The organism is Bombilactobacillus sp. ESL1202 (genome assembly GCF_058107125.1).
Genome location: NZ_CM176590.1, coordinates 566,526 through 583,686, shown reverse-complemented (window position 1 = coordinate 583,686; position 17,161 = coordinate 566,526). Strand labels below are relative to the sequence as shown.

The 17,161-nt window shown below is 36.1% G+C and carries 13 protein-coding genes; 4 read left to right on the top strand and 9 right to left on the bottom strand.

What is annotated here, in order from left to right:
* Window positions 1–276: 276 nt before the first annotated feature.
* The gene (locus AC3B7A_RS02775) at window positions 277–648 is read left to right on the top strand and encodes a hypothetical protein (RefSeq protein ID WP_489756214.1); all 372 of its coding nucleotides are present in this window, start codon (window positions 277–279) and stop codon (window positions 646–648) included.
* A 66-nt stretch (window positions 649–714) separates the two neighbouring features.
* Here AC3B7A_RS02775 and AC3B7A_RS02770 read toward each other — a convergent pair whose 3' ends face one another.
* From AC3B7A_RS02770 to AC3B7A_RS02740, 7 genes are all read right to left on the bottom strand, one after another.
* On the bottom strand, window positions 715–1,797 hold the full coding sequence (locus AC3B7A_RS02770) for a M42 family metallopeptidase (RefSeq protein ID WP_489756213.1): 1,083 nt from the start codon (window positions 1,795–1,797) through the stop codon (window positions 715–717).
* 18 nt (window positions 1,798–1,815) lie between these two features.
* Complete coding sequence (locus tag AC3B7A_RS02765; RefSeq protein ID WP_489756212.1) at window positions 1,816–2,658, bottom strand: M55 family metallopeptidase; 843 nt, start codon at window positions 2,656–2,658, stop codon at window positions 1,816–1,818.
* A 48-nt stretch (window positions 2,659–2,706) separates the two neighbouring features.
* The gene (locus AC3B7A_RS02760; RefSeq protein WP_489756211.1) at window positions 2,707–4,311 is read right to left on the bottom strand and encodes a peptide ABC transporter substrate-binding protein; all 1,605 of its coding nucleotides are present in this window, start codon (window positions 4,309–4,311) and stop codon (window positions 2,707–2,709) included.
* 707 nt (window positions 4,312–5,018) lie between these two features.
* On the bottom strand, window positions 5,019–6,623 hold the full coding sequence (locus AC3B7A_RS02755) for a peptide ABC transporter substrate-binding protein (protein ID WP_489756210.1): 1,605 nt from the start codon (window positions 6,621–6,623) through the stop codon (window positions 5,019–5,021).
* A 187-nt stretch (window positions 6,624–6,810) separates the two neighbouring features.
* A complete protein-coding gene (locus tag AC3B7A_RS02750; RefSeq protein WP_489756209.1) occupies window positions 6,811–7,950 on the bottom strand; it encodes an iron-containing alcohol dehydrogenase in 1,140 nt (379 codons plus the stop codon).
* Between the two features lie 129 nt (window positions 7,951–8,079).
* Entirely contained in the window at window positions 8,080–9,723 is a 1,644-nt protein-coding gene (locus AC3B7A_RS02745) for an acetolactate synthase large subunit (RefSeq protein ID WP_489756208.1), read from the bottom strand.
* Between the two features lie 28 nt (window positions 9,724–9,751).
* Entirely contained in the window at window positions 9,752–10,684 is a 933-nt protein-coding gene (locus AC3B7A_RS02740; protein ID WP_489756207.1) for an AEC family transporter, read from the bottom strand.
* 336 nt (window positions 10,685–11,020) lie between these two features.
* Between AC3B7A_RS02740 and AC3B7A_RS02735 the strand changes: the two genes are divergently transcribed.
* Window positions 11,021–11,464, top strand: coding sequence for a MarR family winged helix-turn-helix transcriptional regulator (locus tag AC3B7A_RS02735; RefSeq protein WP_489756206.1), 444 nt, complete (start codon window positions 11,021–11,023; stop codon window positions 11,462–11,464).
* Window positions 11,465–11,612: 148 nt separating this feature from the next.
* Here the strand turns inward: AC3B7A_RS02735 and AC3B7A_RS02730 are convergent, their stop codons facing one another.
* Window positions 11,613–12,719: a DUF8462 domain-containing protein gene (locus AC3B7A_RS02730; RefSeq protein ID WP_489756205.1), complete on the bottom strand. Its 1,107-nt coding sequence runs from the start codon at window positions 12,717–12,719 to the stop codon at window positions 11,613–11,615.
* Between the two features lie 97 nt (window positions 12,720–12,816).
* Between AC3B7A_RS02730 and AC3B7A_RS02725 the strand changes: the two genes are divergently transcribed.
* Together AC3B7A_RS02725 and AC3B7A_RS02720 are read left to right on the top strand one after the other, a co-directional pair.
* Window positions 12,817–13,518: a DUF6994 family protein gene (locus tag AC3B7A_RS02725; RefSeq protein WP_489756204.1), complete on the top strand. Its 702-nt coding sequence runs from the start codon at window positions 12,817–12,819 to the stop codon at window positions 13,516–13,518.
* Window positions 13,519–13,595: 77 nt separating this feature from the next.
* A complete protein-coding gene (locus AC3B7A_RS02720; protein WP_489756529.1) occupies window positions 13,596–15,821 on the top strand; it encodes a phospholipase D family protein in 2,226 nt (741 codons plus the stop codon).
* A 103-nt stretch (window positions 15,822–15,924) separates the two neighbouring features.
* On the opposite strand, the gene AC3B7A_RS02715 is transcribed toward AC3B7A_RS02720, so the two are convergent.
* Window positions 15,925–16,917: a LacI family DNA-binding transcriptional regulator gene (locus AC3B7A_RS02715; RefSeq protein WP_489756203.1), complete on the bottom strand. Its 993-nt coding sequence runs from the start codon at window positions 16,915–16,917 to the stop codon at window positions 15,925–15,927.
* Between the last annotated feature and the right edge of the window lie 244 nt (window positions 16,918–17,161).

Here is a 17,161-nt window from a genome sequence, read left to right as displayed (position 1 = left end):
AATCTTATAAGTGCTTTTGTTAGCGTAAAGTATTTGTGGGCAGAAATCTAAAAATATAAAATAGAGAACCAACTCTCGGTTACAATTGTAATTACTTCAAAACAATGAAAAAAACGCTATTTCCTAATGGATATTTTACAAAAGATGGCGAAAAAGTTCTGTACGATAGTGTAATCTTTCGAAGGAATAACTTGATAGTAATGGTGTTTATTAGTTAATTGTTTTAAAATGAAGTCATATTCAAGTTAGAGTTAATTTAAATAAGGAGTACTACTTATGATTTATTGGACCGGTAAAACTACTGTACAGCTCAAAGCAATTACAATTGAAGCCCAAGATATGCGAGATTTAATGTTTCAATTAATGCACACGACAAGCCCTAATTATCCGGATAAGCCAATTATTACTATTGAAGAAATCAGAGATTATGTTGAATACAATAATCAGCGCGTTAATGATATTGTGCTTAATTTAATGGCTGCAGAAGGAATTGGTGATGAAAGTTTAGTTCAAGAATTTGAACGACAGGAGGATGAAGCACTGACCGAAGAAGTGAAAAAAATGAATGACCGAAAATTGAAGTCAATGATTAAAGAGCTTTGTGAGGATAATGATCTTCAGTGTAAAATTACTGAAGTTAAATCATAAAGTAACAAAAAAAGCTAGACGTGAGATTTAATTTCTCTGTCTAGCCTTTTTATTGAAAAGTGTTAGTTATTCACCCTTAAAACTATTGATAGTTTTTTCATCTAAGGATTCAATAATCTTAACAGCTAATTTAACAGCATTTTGAAAGTCATCTAAGTTAGCCCAGTTAAAGGCTGTGTGCTCATAACGAACAGGAATACCGATTACGATAGTTGGTGCGCCACGGTAATATTGAATTGGGCCACCATTAACGCCACCACCAGTCCGCACCGAACGAGTATGCGGAATATCATATTTTTTAGCAACATCATCAGCGTATTGTTCAAAAATCGGATTGGCAATAAAGGAAGTATCCATATCCCGTAACATTGGTCCCCGTTTCAACCCCGTCTGTGCTAACCAAGCGGGTGTAAAGGTATCATCACAAGGACAACCTTCAAAAACGATTGAAAGGTCGGGATCAATATTGCGGACTGTCACTTGCGCGCCACGCGTACCTACTTCTTCTTGCGTGGATAGAGCCATGGTTAAGTCAACGTCTAAGTCTTTATCGGCGAGGTCAGCTAAAGTAGCCACTAATGCAGCGGCACCAACCCGGTTATCAAAGTCTTTACCAAAGAACATCCGCGTTTTATCGTAATATTGACATTCGGCATCAACGGTAATTGGACAGCCCGTATTGATTTTGAAATCGTTAATCGTTTCTTCGCGGCTAGTGGAACCAACATCAACGGATAAATCAGCAATTTTAGGCACGGCATTGCGTTCTTCAGCGGTCATAAAATGTGGTGGCTTAGTAGCAACTACGCCTTTAATATATTGACCGTCTTGATTACGTACACGGACACGCATTGCTGGGATATTAGTTGGCGCCCAACCACCAAGCGGAACAAACTTGATTAAACCGTTAGGACGGATAGCTTGAACAATGAAACCAACAGAATCGGCGTGAGCATCCATTTGAATCATTGGGCGTTTACCAGTGTTTTGTTGGCGGCTAACATAACTGTTAAACAGGCCATCAATTTTTGTCTGGCCATAAGGTTTAGTTTGTTGTTGGAAGAATTTAGCAACTTCCATTTCAAAACCAGAAGCACCGTTTAAGTTGGAAAAGTTTTTAATTAATTCAATTTCTTGATTTTCTTTCATCTAGACAGCTCCTTAAAATTAGTCTTGGGTACCAGCTAACATGACGATGGCGATAATTTCGTTCAATAAAGCTTTCATGGAAGGACATTGTACTTCGATAGTCCGACCATCAACGCGTTTAACATCTTGCATTTGTTCGACGGCATCAGCTTTAGCGGTATTAGCTAATTGCATTTTCAAAGTTAATGGCGCACCTAATGGTTCAACTGCACTATAAGGTGTTGGATTATCAATCACTTCTTTGGCACCATTGATAATATCAGCTTTTACTTGTTTACGAGGATAACTCATGGCTGAAAAACGATTTAAGGATTTTTTAGTAACGACCATTTTTGGTGTAGGGCACATTTTTTCATCAACCAATTGTTCTTTTAAAGCAGAATCGCCGACAACTAAGGTTACAGGCACACCTAATTCATTAGCGTAAGCAACATTGATGGTTGTTTCATTTTGATATTTGCCGTTAATCCACACGTTATATGCAGAACGAGCACTATAACTGTGATCCATATTGCCATGTAATTTACCAATTCCGGAATGGTAACCCACGAAGAAGACTTGATCAAAGGAAGAATCAAAGCCACTCATCATATAGTCTTCCCGTGGATAACCACTAATTAAAGAGATTCGGTCATCAATATCAGATAAATAGTTATAATCAAGGTTAGTGCCACGGGCATGGGAATCAGAAATTAAAATTTCATCAATTTGATCGTTATTAGTAGCTTGTTGAATACCTTGTAAAACCCAAGCTACTTGGTCATTATAAAGTTTGCGGAATTTGACTGTGTCATTATCGTCCATACTCCAATCAGTAATACCAGCTAAACCTTCAACATCAGTTGAGATATAAATTTTCATAATTATTGCTCCTAAATTTTTTGTTTTTGGTTAAGAAAATTGTAACGCTTAGTTCATCGTTGCATTCTTATAGTATGGGAAGCCCATTGGTCCCATCACAATGCCCTTTAATTTGGGATTGATTAAATAAACAAATGATAGATAATACATCGGCGTCATTGGGGCTTTTTCAATAACTAACTTATTAGCTTGTTGTAAAGTATCCCAACGTTTAGCAGGATCAGTAGCGTATTGATTATTAGCAGTATCGATTAATTGATCATACTGACTGTCGCTAAATTTACCATCATTATTCTTGTTATCAGTTGTAAATAGGTTTAAGAAATCAGTTGGATCCGCAAAAGTTGGTGACCAACCAATAACTGCAGCGTCAAAGTCGCCTGATTGACATGATGATAAACGACTATTGAATGGGACAGCTTTGACAGAAACCTTTAAGTTAGGTAAATTACTTTGTAATTGAGATTGCAAGAATTCATCTAATTTTTTAGTTTGGTCGTCATTACTAGATAAAATAGTGAATTTACCCGACTTCAAGCCTAATTCACTTAAACCACTTTGCCAGAGTTCTTTGGCCTGTTTCGGATCGTATTTATTTAACTGACCAGCTTCTTTAGAAAAGTCCTGTTTGGTTTGCGGATTTTTGAAACCTTCGGGCACAAAACCAGTCGCTGGTTCCGATTTATCTTGTAAAACTTTATCAGTTAATTGTTTACGATCAACGGCCATTGACATGGCTTGGCGAACTTTTTCATTACTGAATAATTTGCGCTTAGTGTTATAAGATAAATACATCGTAGCCGGTAAGCGTCTGACATATAAGGCTTTACTCTTGGCGTGATTCTTAATTTCTTGACCGGTCAATGGTACTAAAGCTAATTCCTTTGATTCAAATTGGTAAGCCCCAGTATCTTGACTCTTAATTACTGAAACTTTGATTTTGTCTAAGTGCACGTGCTTTTTATCCCAATAGTGCGGATTTTTGACATATGACCAAGTATCACTAGTTCCATCCCAATCTTTTAAGACAAACGGTCCGTTGTAAAGGGTATGACTAGCATCAGTCCCGTACTTCTTGCCTTGAGCTTCCACGTATGGTTTATATAGTGGGAATGAAGCACTCATGGCTAGCACTGATGGAAAGTAAGGTACGGCATGATCCAAAGTAATCTGCAATTGGTATTTGCCAGTGGCCTTGATCCCAAAATTGCTGGGGTCCATCTTACCACTGTTAATGGCCTTGTAATTTTTGACATTTTCCAAGAAATAAGATTGCTGTGACTTAGTCTTGGGTGTCACTGTCCGTTGCCAACCGTAAACGAAGTCTTTGGCGGTGACGGGTTTACCATTACTCCAATGTCCATTATGTTTCATATTAATGGTATAAGTAGTTTGGTTATTTGATAATTTTGGCATGCCCTTGGCCAGAGCCGGAATAATTTGTCCTTTCTTATTAAAGTTGTACAAGCCTTCGTTAACTTGTTCAGCGACTTCGGCTGATTCGTTATCCATGGCTAAGGAGACATCAGCCGTACTTAATTCAGCTGATGTTCCAATGGAAATCTCTTTTTTGTTGTTAGCGTTATTGTGACCGCAACCAACAAGACTGAGGCCACTTAAAACGGTTAAGCCTAGTAAAGCTAATTTCTTCATGAACATCCCTCCTTAAAATTAGAAATTAATTTCATTTTAATTCGATATTAATTTAATTGCAATTAAAAATTAAAAATAAATATAAAAATCTTATAAGAGTTAAATTTATCATGAGTAAAAATAGCCTTTACGAGCCTAGAAAACTAATTAATTATGTGCTTGTTGATGTCATTTTTATAGAAATATTATAATTAAATCTAAAAAGTAAAATTGAAGTTGATTAAAAATAAATAATTTGTGGACGCTTGTTAGTTAGAGACTTTAAGGTGATTTTGCCGCGCAATTATTAGTTCTTATTTGGCAATTGAACTAATTTGCAGTAACAAAAAAAGCATTTAAAATTTTTTGAATTTTAAATGCTTAATTAGCTGCTGCTTATCATTGAACTTGGAATCCGTTTCTCAGCCCATATCTTGGACTGATGAACTGGAGGATTAATTATAAATGAAACCAAAATTTCAACAGAGTACCTAAAATAAGGGCGATGACAGCAGACATAAGATAGTGATTCATTTGTTCTTCATAAGTCTTTTTCCGTTTTCTTTTCATAAAATTTGTCCAAGTATTCTGGATCCAGTTGAATTTTAAAAGTTGGTTCAAGACACTTAGTGTTCTGAAGTTGGTTGGTGTAGAACCAATTCTTATCTGGAACAAACTTGTTTATCACACTCCTAAATTCAATCATACTACATATTGAAGATTCATAACTAATTCATCGTTGCATTTTTATAGTATGGAAAACCCATAGGTCCCATGACGATTCCTTTTAATTGAGGATTGATTAAAAAGACTGATGATAGATAGTATAACGGCACAATAGGTGCTTTTTGAACTACTAATTGATTAGCTTGCTGTAAGAGATCCCAACGTTTGTCCGGATTGGTAGCGTATTGATTATTAGCGGTGGCAATTAAACGGTCATATTGTTGGTCATTAAATTTACCGTCGTTATTTTTGTTATCCGTAGTGAGCAGGTTTAAGAAATCAGTCGGATCTGCAAAAGTTGGGGTCCACCCTGTCAAAACGGCATCGTAATTACCTGATTGACTTTCTGATAAACGACTGTTAAAGGGCACTGCTTTGACGGCGACTTTTAACTTCGGTAGGTGTGTTTGTAATTGGGATTGTAAAAATTCATCCACTTTTTTTGTTTGATCGTCATTGCTGGATAAAATCGTCATTTTACCGGAGCTCAAACCTAATTCATTTAAACCCGCTTGCCAGAGCATTTTGGCTTTTTGGGGATTATATTGATTTAATTGACCCGCTTCTTGAGCAAAATCTTGCTTGGTTTTTTTATTTTTAAAACCAGTCGGTACAAAACCAGTAGCGGGGACTGATTTATCTTGTAAAACTTTATTCGTCAATTGTTTGCGATCAACAGCTAGCGCCATCGCTTGGCGAATTTTTTCGTTGCTAAAGAGTTGGCGCTTTGTATTAAAATCTAAATATTGTGTGCCCGGTAATTTACGAACGTATAAAGCTTTACTTTTGGCATGATTTTTAATTTCTTGGCCTGTTAACGGTACTAAGGCTAACTCTTTGGATTCAAATTGATAAGCGCCCGTATCTTGACTTTTAATCACTGAAACTTTGATTTTATCTAAATGCACGTGCTTTTTATCCCAGTAATGCGGATTTTTGACATACGACCAAGTATCACTAGTTCCATCCCAATCTTTTAAGACAAACGGTCCGTTGTACAGCGTGTGTTGGGCGTCGGTACCATATTTCTTGCCTTGAGCTTTGACGTAAGGCTGATATAAGGGAAAAGAAGCACTCATGGCTAAGACCGAAGGAAAATAAGGTACGGGATGATCGAGCGTGATTTTTAATTGGTATTTGCCAGTCGCCTTGATCCCAAAATTATGCGGATTCATTTTACCACTATTAATAGCTTTATAGTTTTTAACATTTTCTAAGAAGTAAGATTGTTGCGATTTGGTTTGAGGAGTGACGGTTCGTTGCCAACCATAAACAAAATCTTGGGCGGTGACGGGTTTACCATTACTCCAGCGCCCGTTATGTCTCAGATTGATCGTGTAAGTAGTTTGGTCATTAGACAATTTTGGCATACCCTTAGCTAAAGCGGGGATGATTTGGCCTTTTTTATTGAAGTTATACAAACCTTCATTAACTTGTTCGGCAACCTCAGCGGACTCATTATCCATGGCTAAAGACACATCGGCGGTGCTCAACTCGGCGGAGGTTCCAATCGCGATTTCTTTTTTGTTAGCGGCATCATTGTGACCACAACCCCATAAACTTAAGCTGCTTACTAAAATTAAACCCAATAAAGCTGGTTTTTTCATACTAATTCACTCCCCTTGGTTTTTATAAATTAATCGTATTCTAATTTATATCTAATCAAAATGCAAGAAAAAATTAATTATTTTAGTACGTCGGCTTTGCTGCTATTGAAGTTAGCGCCAAGCACTGAACGACAAAAAGAGCTTTAAGTTAGTTATGCCAACTTAAAGCTCTGATTGCAGGGGAGAATTATAATAAACTTTGATAAATATCGTTAACATCTTGTTCGCTTAATTTAATTGGTGAATTAACCATTAAGCGTTGTTGATTATCCATAACCGATTTGGCAAATTCTTGACAAGTCGTATTGTTCATGCCGATTTGACTGAGACTTTGATTGGGCAAAATTTGGTCAATTAATTTTTCTAATTCTGTTAAAGTTTCTTGAGGAGCAACTGGTAAAACGGCAGCTAAAATAGTTTCTAAAGAACTTAAATCGGCACCTAATTCGTGGTATTTTTTAAAAGTACCACTAAAGACTAGATAATTAGACTGCCCATGAGCAATATGGTACGTAGCTCCAATGGGGTAAGCTAAAGCATGCACGGGGCCACACCCCGCATTACCAAAAGCTACGCCTGCCATGGTACTAGCCTCTAAGAAATCTAAGAGTAACTGGCCTTGTGGTGTTTGACCAACTTGTTGGTTAATAATAATTTGGTTATAACCTTGAATAATAGTTTTCATTGCTTGCACGGAGAACATTTGACTGAAGCTTGTCGCTTTGGGTGAGAGATAGGATTCAATTGAATGAACTAAAGCGTCAATAGAACTAGTGGCAAAAACTTTGTACGGCATCGTTTGGGCTAGTTGTGGTACTAAATAAACTTGATCAGCGTACATTTGCGGATAAGCGAGGCCGACTTTAGTTTGTTTATCTAAGAAATTAAAGACTGCAACATTAGTGACTTCACTACCAGTACCAGTAGTGGTGGGGACAATGATTAATTGCCGCTTTTTTGGTAAAGTTGCTCCTTGTTGGGCAATCATTTGCATATTAACGTCAGCGCCATAAACTAATAATTTGGCGTTATCAATGACCGATCCCCCGCCAATGGCTAAAATCCGTTGGTAGGACTTTTGGTTAACTTGGCTTAATAGTTGATCAGCTGCTTGATCAGTTGGCTCGCCTTGAATATAGTTTTCTAAATAGATGACATCTAATGGGAGCTGCTCTAAATCTAAGTGTGGTTCAATAATATACTTATTAGTTAACAATAAGTCGTGAGGGCCAACCTGGAGTGCTTGAAATAAGGTTGGTAAATCAGGCACGCTGGTCAGTGTGGGTTTAATACTGAATTCATTCATGGGATTATCGACTTCTTTCATTATTTATTAAAGTTAAAAACAACTACATTGTAGAGAATCGCTCGTAATTTGCTTAACAATCTGCTTAAAAATTGATCTTGTTTGTCATAGTGAGCTAACTAATTTTTTATCGAGGGAAATAGTTAGTGCTTAAAGACTAATCGTTACTTTGCCTAGTTTGTCGATTAACTTCATATTTTCTGAGTAATCAACAGGGCAGAAAATAACGTTAACTTGTTGATTAGTTAAACTAGTTTGTAAAGTTTGGACTAAATCTTGGCGACTTTGCACTAAATGTGCATTAGCACCAAATGATTGGGCGTAACTGATTAAATCTGGATTTTTAAAGTCGACTTCAGAATGATGACCGAGTTCCATATCCATCTTCCATTTGATTAAACCATAAGCTTGGTCGACCCAAACTAAATTAGTGAGTGGAATTTCATAACGAACAGCTGTTTCTAACTCTTGAGAATTCATCATGAAACTACCATCACCCATGACAGCTAAAATATTCTTGTCAGGACAGGCTAGTTTAGCACCAAGGGCGCCGGGCAAAGCCCAAGACATTGTGGATAAACCATTATCAATCAAAGCAGAATTCGGCGTATAGGTTTGATATAAACGGGCCATCCACATTTTAACGGCTCCAGTATCTACCAAAACAATTCCTTGATCATCCACGGCTTGGCGCGTAGCAGTCACAATTTGTTGTGGTGTTAACGGTACTTGGCTTTCTTGTTGACCGGCGGTTAATTCACTTTGAACAGCTTCTTTGATTGCTGGCTGGAGATCAGTTGCGTGAAAGTCAGCTAATTGTTCTTGGAATAAAGGTACAGTGGCTGCAATATTGCCAATTAAGTTTTGACTAACAGTATAATGACCATCGGTATCTTCTTGAAAATCATTCAGATGAATAATTTTTTTATCGCCTTGCGGATTAATTCGCTTAGGGTCAAACTCAGATAATTCATAACCAATAGTAATAATTACATCCGCTTGATCATAAGCAAAGTTTTCATAATCATGCCGCATAAAACCGACAACTCCTAAAGCTGATGGCAACCGATCATCAATGGCACCTTTACCCATAAACGTTGTGGCGGCTGGCAAATTAGTCTTTTTGATCAAATCATTAACTTGTTGACTGGCTTGATCGCGAATGACGCCCATGCCAATTAAAGCAATGGGATGCTGAGCGGCTTTGATAATCTGTGCCGCATGTTGTAAATCGCTGGCTTGCGGGATCGTGTGGTTAGCTGGAGTTGAAGCACTAGGCGCAATGTCCAAGACAGCAGCTTTTGGTTCAATATCTTGTGGAATACCGACGTAAACAGGACCGGGCCGACCGTTGACTGCCTGGTTGAAGGCTTTATTAATAATTTCGGGAGCGGCGTTAGCTTCATAAATATTTTCGGCCCATTTAGTAACTGGTTGAAACATTGTTCTTAAATCAATCACTTGGTGGGATTCTTTATAAATACGATTTAATCCACCTTGAGCGGTAATGGCAATCAAAGGAGTGGAATTAGTTTTGGCATCTGCAACGCCTAATAGTAAATTGATCGCCCCTGGTCCTAACGTGGCCGTGGCAACACCTGGTTGGCCAGTTAAGCGGCCATAAACATCGGCCATGAATGAAGCGCCTTGTTCATGGCGCACTAAGATAAATTGAATTTTGTTGGAATCATGAATGGCATCGACAATGCGAATATTTTCTTCGCCGGGAATGCCAAAAACATACTTGACGCCGCGATCTTCTAAAATTTTAACAATTTGTTGAGCAATATTCATTAGTAACTAACTCCTTTAATAATTTTAATTAAATACCTAAGAAAATAATGATGAAACCTAAAGTGATGACTGATAAGACAGTGCTTAAGAATAAGGTTGAAGCCATTTCCCGTTCCGCCAATTGATATTGGTTAGCAAAGATTGTACAAATCGCTGCGGTGGGAATACCTAAAGATACTAAAGCTTCTTTGAGGGTTTGGGAATCAACATGAAATACAAGCATTAAGAGGTACATAATGATTGGAATAATAACGATTTTGGTAATGGTATTGCCCCAGACTGGCAGGGATAATTTGGGCTTTTTCTCAAATAAAACAATTCCAGAAGAAAAGAGTGCCAAGCCACCAGTTGCTTGCCCTAAAACTGAGAAGCAACGTTCCCAATCGCTAGAAATGGTTAAGCCACACATGACTAAGATAAAAGCTAAGATTGGTGCCCAGACAACAGGCTTTTTAAAAGCATTTTTTAAATTAGTCCCCAAGCTAACGTGTTGACCGGTAGCACTGGATAGCAAGATAACGGTCACGGGGACTTGAATAATGTTCATTACTAAGCCGCCAATGGAAACTAAGAGGGCACTTTTACTCGGAAATAAAGCTCCTAAAACCGTTGGTCCGACAAAAGGAATGGCTGGACCAGTAATGGCTAAAGTCCGTAAAGCTGCTAGGGATAATTTGTTTTTTAAGAGATAGTGTAAAATCAATAAAACAAGTACGTAACCGCCAATCATGCCAATAAAGATCCACCAAGCAACCTGAACATTTTGGAGTAGAACTTGGCCGTTGGTGGCAACAATTCCGCCGAAGAGACTCATCGGTAAGGTATAACTCATGACTAACTTGTTAATGCCAGCAGCACTTTGACCGTTAAAGTCGTGGCGATAGCCAGCGTAGTAGCCCAGCATTAAAGTGACAACTACCGGTAATAAAGCACTAACTAGAGTAGAAATCACAGAGGTCATCTCCTTTATTAAAAGTAAGTTTAGTAGTGAACGTTCACAACGCAACTGTAGTTCTTTGTGAATATATTGTCAATTGTTTTTTGCGAAATTTATTTAATTTAATTAGTGAAATTAGTCGCAAAAGACGATGATAGTGGTCATCGTCAATTCATTATCTTTTTTAAATAAAATTTTTGATAATTATTGAATAATTGACCTAATTAAAATGGATTTGATAATTAAGATTTTGGACTATAAATTAAAAAAGATAGTGTCTATGAAGCTAATATTAGAAGCCGAGTGCGTTGAAAATGAAAAATCTGTTAAAATAAACTGAAAAGGAGGTAATAATTAAGTATGACTGATAATTTTTATCCAGGTGATTTGGCACAATTTTTTTCAGTGATTCACCGGGCCTTTTTAAGAGATACTCATGCGGCCTACCAAAAGTTAAACTTGAATGCCACTAGTGCTTATATTTTAGTGTTGCTATGTAAAAAAGGTTCTCAAAATCAGAACCAAATTGCGCAAACTTTGTTAATTAGTAAGGGACAAATTACCCGGGAAATAAAACGTTTAAAAGACTTAAAATATGTGACGCAAGAAGTTTCGACGCAAAATCGGGCACACAATATTATTGCTTTGACTAACGAAGGTCAGAAAGTTTTACCGCAAATTGAGGCCATTCGTAATCAATGGTGGCAGCAAAGGATTACCGCTAATCAGATCACACCCCAATCGTTATTTGAACCCGCTTTACAGCAGATAACTCAAGAATTAATTGCGCGTATCAATGGTTAAAAAATGACAATAAAAAAAGAGGCTGAGCCAGTAAGGCTAGCACTCGTATTAGAGAAAATTATGCAAATATTAATTTATGAATTATAACTAGTTTATTAAATGATTTTTAGCAAGTTAAGTTGGTGCGGTACTAAATTTCCGACGTAGTTTATAAGAGATGATGATCTTGGTACCAATTGATGAAATCTTTAAAAAACGGTAAGGAAAAACAAACTTTTCCACGAGTGGGAACTTGGATTAGTTGAGCATCAATTAAACGAGCTCGATAAACGGATAAATAATTTTTCGGCTTATGCAATTGATTTTGAATGAAGTTGATAGGGACTAATGATTGCTGATAAGATGCCATGATTTGGAGTGTTTTTTGATCCATGGGTGAAAGTTCTGTGTAGAGCTTTTCATAGGAGTTGCGATAAAGATCTTGTTTAGTTGCTTGAACTGTTTGGTCAATAACATTTTGGTTAATTATGTTCTTACTAAAGCGCCAAGCATAATAGCCCACAGTCTGAAAGGCGTAAGGGTAACCGCCGGCACTATTAGCTAAAAAATCCAAGTCATGGTCGTCAATTATTTTGTTACCCTGATTAAATGCTGCCTGATAGTTATTAATGATAGCTGATTTAGTTAACGGACTGAGATAAATGCGATTACTGCGTAGTAAGAAAGTTAATACTTGATCGTTTTGTAATTTTGATAGGCGATTAGGCAAACCAGTCATTAACAAGGCTACATTATATTCTTCACCAATTAGCATTTGATACATCGAAGCAAATGCTCGGACGTCAGTACTAATTTCCATTTCATCAATCCCTATTAAAACAAAGATCTTTAATTTTTTGAGATGCGCTAACATTTTTTCTAGTAACCCTTTATAGTCAATACTTTGATTTGAAGTATTACTTTTTAAGGTAATACCAAAAATACTAAAATTTAATTCCGCTGAAAATTGTTTTAAGACTTGTCGCCAATCAATACCGTTGATTTTTTGGAGCTCTAAGACCAATTGCATTAATAGGTTGTCCTGACTTAAGGTCAATCTTAAGAAGCGCCAATTAGGGACTTTTTCTAATTGACGTTTTACATTAATTAAAAAAACTGTTTTACCAGAGCCACGAACACCGTAAACCATCGAAGTTTGGTATTTACCGTCTTGATCAATTAAACCAGTTAAGTAATCATTGAGCGTAGCCTGTTGATCAATGATAATGACAGGTAATCGCCCAAAACTAGGGAGAAAAGGATTTTTTGTCTGCATGATGGGTACTCCTGAAATTTTATTTTATACTTGTTTTATACTTTGATTTTTAATTTTATACTTATTTTATACTTTCAACAAGGAAGTTAGCTGAAGAATGATTTATGAAAAAAATTTGGTGCAGTTACAAAAATTTTACCGTAGCGATTATTTTAAACAATTGCAGATGGACGATCCGACAACAATCACTAGAATAATAGCAGCACTTTGCTTAGACCCTGATGTGAGCGATGATGCTTTATATCAACAATTAAGTGCAAAATATCACTTGCCAGTTAAGTCTAGAAATCTAATTGATCAAGTTGATGGTCAAGAAATTAGATTAGGGGCGGATGTAGTTTGTGGCTGGAAACAGCTTTACACATATTTACCTAACTTTCAAGACTGGTTGACTGCCTATGCAAAAATTCGTAGTAATTTAAATTTACATTTTATTTGGCCACGTCATAAATTACCGACGATTAATACCTATCGTTATCAGCGCTATGATGATCGAATTGATTATTGTTTGTTGGATTTAAAGTGTTATTTTTCTGGTGTACAAACACCAATGAAGGCTAAAGTTTACCAACAATTGGAAACTAAATTATGGTTGAGTCAATTTAACAATGATTTTTCTTGTTTTATTAAAAAAATGCAGCTAGAAAATTTCGTTGATCAAAATTTTGCTGTCTTGGATATTGCTGCGGGACAAACAAGAACTTTGAGTGCTAAAAATTTGCTTGATGATAATTTGAAGCAAACTGTGCCACAATATCTGCAGCAATTATTGTTATTAAACAATCAAGGAAGATTTTAGAATATTGCTACTTAGTTACTGTATAATAAAGGACTGATGTTAACTAGTATGAAAAGGAGACGAAAAGTTTGACTGATGTGAAGACAACCAATGTTTTATATGAAAATCAGGTGGTTGATTGGTCAATTGAACAGATTTTTGACCATGAACAATTTGATCAACTGATAGGGGTCACTTATTCAATTTCTCCTAAATTTGTTAATCAATATTTAGAACAATTTGCCCAAGTTTCATTAGTTGTGGGGATTCCCGAAGGTAAAGTACAAGCTGCGACTAATGATGAATTGATTAAGGCAACTATTAAGTATGTTAATCAACAAACCGCTAAAAAAACTCCCTTGAAATTCTTTGGTCAGCTTAAAGCCCCAATTAAGCAAGAAATTTTAGAGCATCGGTTTGAAATGAAAGTTCCACAACCAGGTTTTTCGATCCATTCTAAATTTTATTTGCTGAAAAATAGTCACAATCAACAAACACGGGTCATCATCGGTTCTGCTAATCTATCGCCGCAGGCTTTTGATAATAATTTTAATCAATTTGAAGAGGTTTTAATTTATGATAATAGTGCACTATACCAACAGTTAAACCAGCATTATCAAACCGATTTGCAGCCCATTTTAACAGATTATTTACCAGCAGAATTATTTAAAATTGTGAAAAAGAAAAAACATGATAATCAAGAATTGAAACCCATGGAGCAGATTGTTTCAGCCACCGTTTTAGATGATCAAGACGTTATTGATATTCAACAGGATAGTGTAGTTCAAACGGTGGATAATTTACGCAATGGGATAGCAATTGGACTTTTACCACAAAATACTGGTGAACTAATCAATCAAATTCAGGATGAAAAGACAATTGGTAGTCCCCAAGCCCAACAAAAGAAGGAAGATCAACAAGCCGAAAAATTTGTGTATGATATTGCTAGTGACATGATCTCTAATCGGAATCAAAAGCACTCCTTAGCAACAACGCCTACAGTTAAGAAAAGAGTAGTCAAGCATTTACAACTTAAACAAGTAGCAAGCGTTGATGAACAAGTTCATGAAAGAACTTCATTGATTTTTGATGAATCAACAATTGACTTATTACGAAAGCAATCAGGTTTATTTGCCAAAGATTCAGTTAACAAAAACAAGGCTATTCCTTTTGGCAAGTATGCTACCACTGAGCAAATCAAGTTTGCATTGACGACGATTAATCACTTATTGCGTAATTATGAAAAATATACAATTAAGTATACTAATGATTATGGTGCGCGTATTTATGAAGCTATCTTGTATGCTTTTACAGCACCGTTTATTTCCGTATTACGGCATCATGCGGGTTCAGCAGAGGAACAAAAAGATGTACCACAATTTTTATTTTTAGGTGGTACCGCTAATTCAGGTAAATCAAGTTTGTTGAGAATTATTTCCCGCATGACGGCTGTTCATACAACTAAATTGGATTTTTGGGACTACAATACTATTTTGCCAGAAAATATTCATAATAAAAAATCCCAAACGATTCAACAATTAGCTAATTGGCTACAGGAATCTAATGTCTATCCATTATTAGTTGATGAAATTCCTAGTGAATTTTTCAGTAAAGCTAACTATGGTGAAAATTTGGTAGTTAATACAACCAATACGGTAGATAGCCAACAGGAAAATTATCCAGCCTTTATTGGGACGACCAATAGTGATGGCTATACTTTACCGGAAAGAGCGCGGCGGCGGAGTTATTATTTAAAAAATGATAAAGTGTTTGATGATAAGTATAAGCAAGAATCAGTGGCGTCATACAATGAAATTTTAGATCGCGTTGATAATACCTTATTTAAAGATTTTGTATTAAGATTTGCTGCTCGAATTGTTGATGATCAACAAAATTGGGCTTTCTATGAAAACGGTGGAAAGATCGACTTTTTGCACATCACAAGAGAAATTTTTAAAGAATATTATGAATTAGTTGATGAAGCACTGCCGATTTTCTTTCCGGAGCATCGTTATGATGACTCACAAGAATCCAGTCAAGAAAAATGGCGAAAATTATATTTAGGATCAAGTCATGAGTATTTTAAATATAATCACGAAACTGACTCCTTAATTTTTAAAATTTCTAGTTTGGACGAAAATGCCAGTCGCTTTGGTGATAGTCGTCCATCGAAGGTTTATCGAGATGCTTTATCACCCAAAGTTATTAATGGTAATTCAGAAGGCGTTGATATTGAACTAGATGCGCCAGCGTTTTTTGAGTGGATTAACGTGAAAAATCCTTATCAAAGTAAGAATCCTTTTAAAAAATTATTTTATAAATAAAGCGTAAGATAGCTGCCCAAAAGTAGGCTAGTATATTACTAATGTTTATGATTTAAAGTGTAAAAAAACCTCAAGTTGCTTGTGAACTTGAGGTTTTTTGTTACTACAGAAGTTTGGCTGGCACCACAACTTTTTGATGATCTAATTGTTGATTAGTTAATAACTTGAGTAACATTTCCGCAGCAATTCCGCCCATTAGAAAGGGATTTTGGGTAATTAATTTGGAGTCGGGATTAATGAGATGTGCGGTTTTGGTATCAGCAAAACCGGTAGCGGTAACTTTTTGATTATCAATGTAGCCATCAGAAATTAATGACGGAATAAATTCTAAAAACCAGCGTTCTTTCAAGGTAAAAATCAGCGTTTTTTCCGTACTATTTTGCAACTTAGTTTTAATTTGGTGCTGAATTTGGGTACGATTATAAGTTTCTTCTGGAATTTCAATTACATCAATGTCTTGGGTTACAGCTTTAATGCCTAAGAAACGTTCTCGACGCGTTGAAACGGAATCAATGGCAGATGAGAGCACTAAAACATGATTAAAACCTTTTTGCTGGAAAAACAAAGTAGCTTTGCGGGCACTTTCATAGTTATCAGTGATGACTTGTGGCCAGCGCGTGGTATCTAAATTCCGATCCACAATGATCATCGGAATATCAGGTTGAATTTTAAAATTCATGTAGTCTAATGAACTGTTATTGGGTTGAAAAATCAAACCATCAAAACTGTATTGATTAATCGTTTGAATAATTTTTTGCTCTTTTTGAACGTCAGCATTGCTGTCAAATAAAACGGCGATGTAACCATTTGATTCCAAAAAAGAACTGACACCTTTAAATAATTCAGTAGAGAAGTAATCATCAATATTAGCGACAATGACGGCAATCATCATACTAGCATTAGTGACCATTTGCCGCGCCGCTGCATTGGGAATGTAGTTTAATTTATCAATTGCAGTCTTGATTTTAGCTGCCGTTTGCGTTGACATTTTATCTAAATTTTTATTTAAAAAGCGTGAAACTGTAGTGGTAGAAACACCAGCTAAGTTAGCCACATCTTTCATATTGGGCTTTCTTTTTTTGGGGCGACTAACCATAAATTTCCTCCATACTAATAAAATACAATTAATTATAGGACATGTTGGCAAAAGATGTAAAACCAATAAATTTTTAAAAAACAAGAAAACGTGTTCAAAAAACTATTGCAATGTTTTGGTTAAACGTTTAACATAAAAAGAGTAAATAGGCCTGTTTATATAATTTTGACCATTTCAACGGAAATAAATGGTTGAGCTAGTATGCAATTAAGAAATTTTTTTACCTTTTTAGGAAAACGTTAAA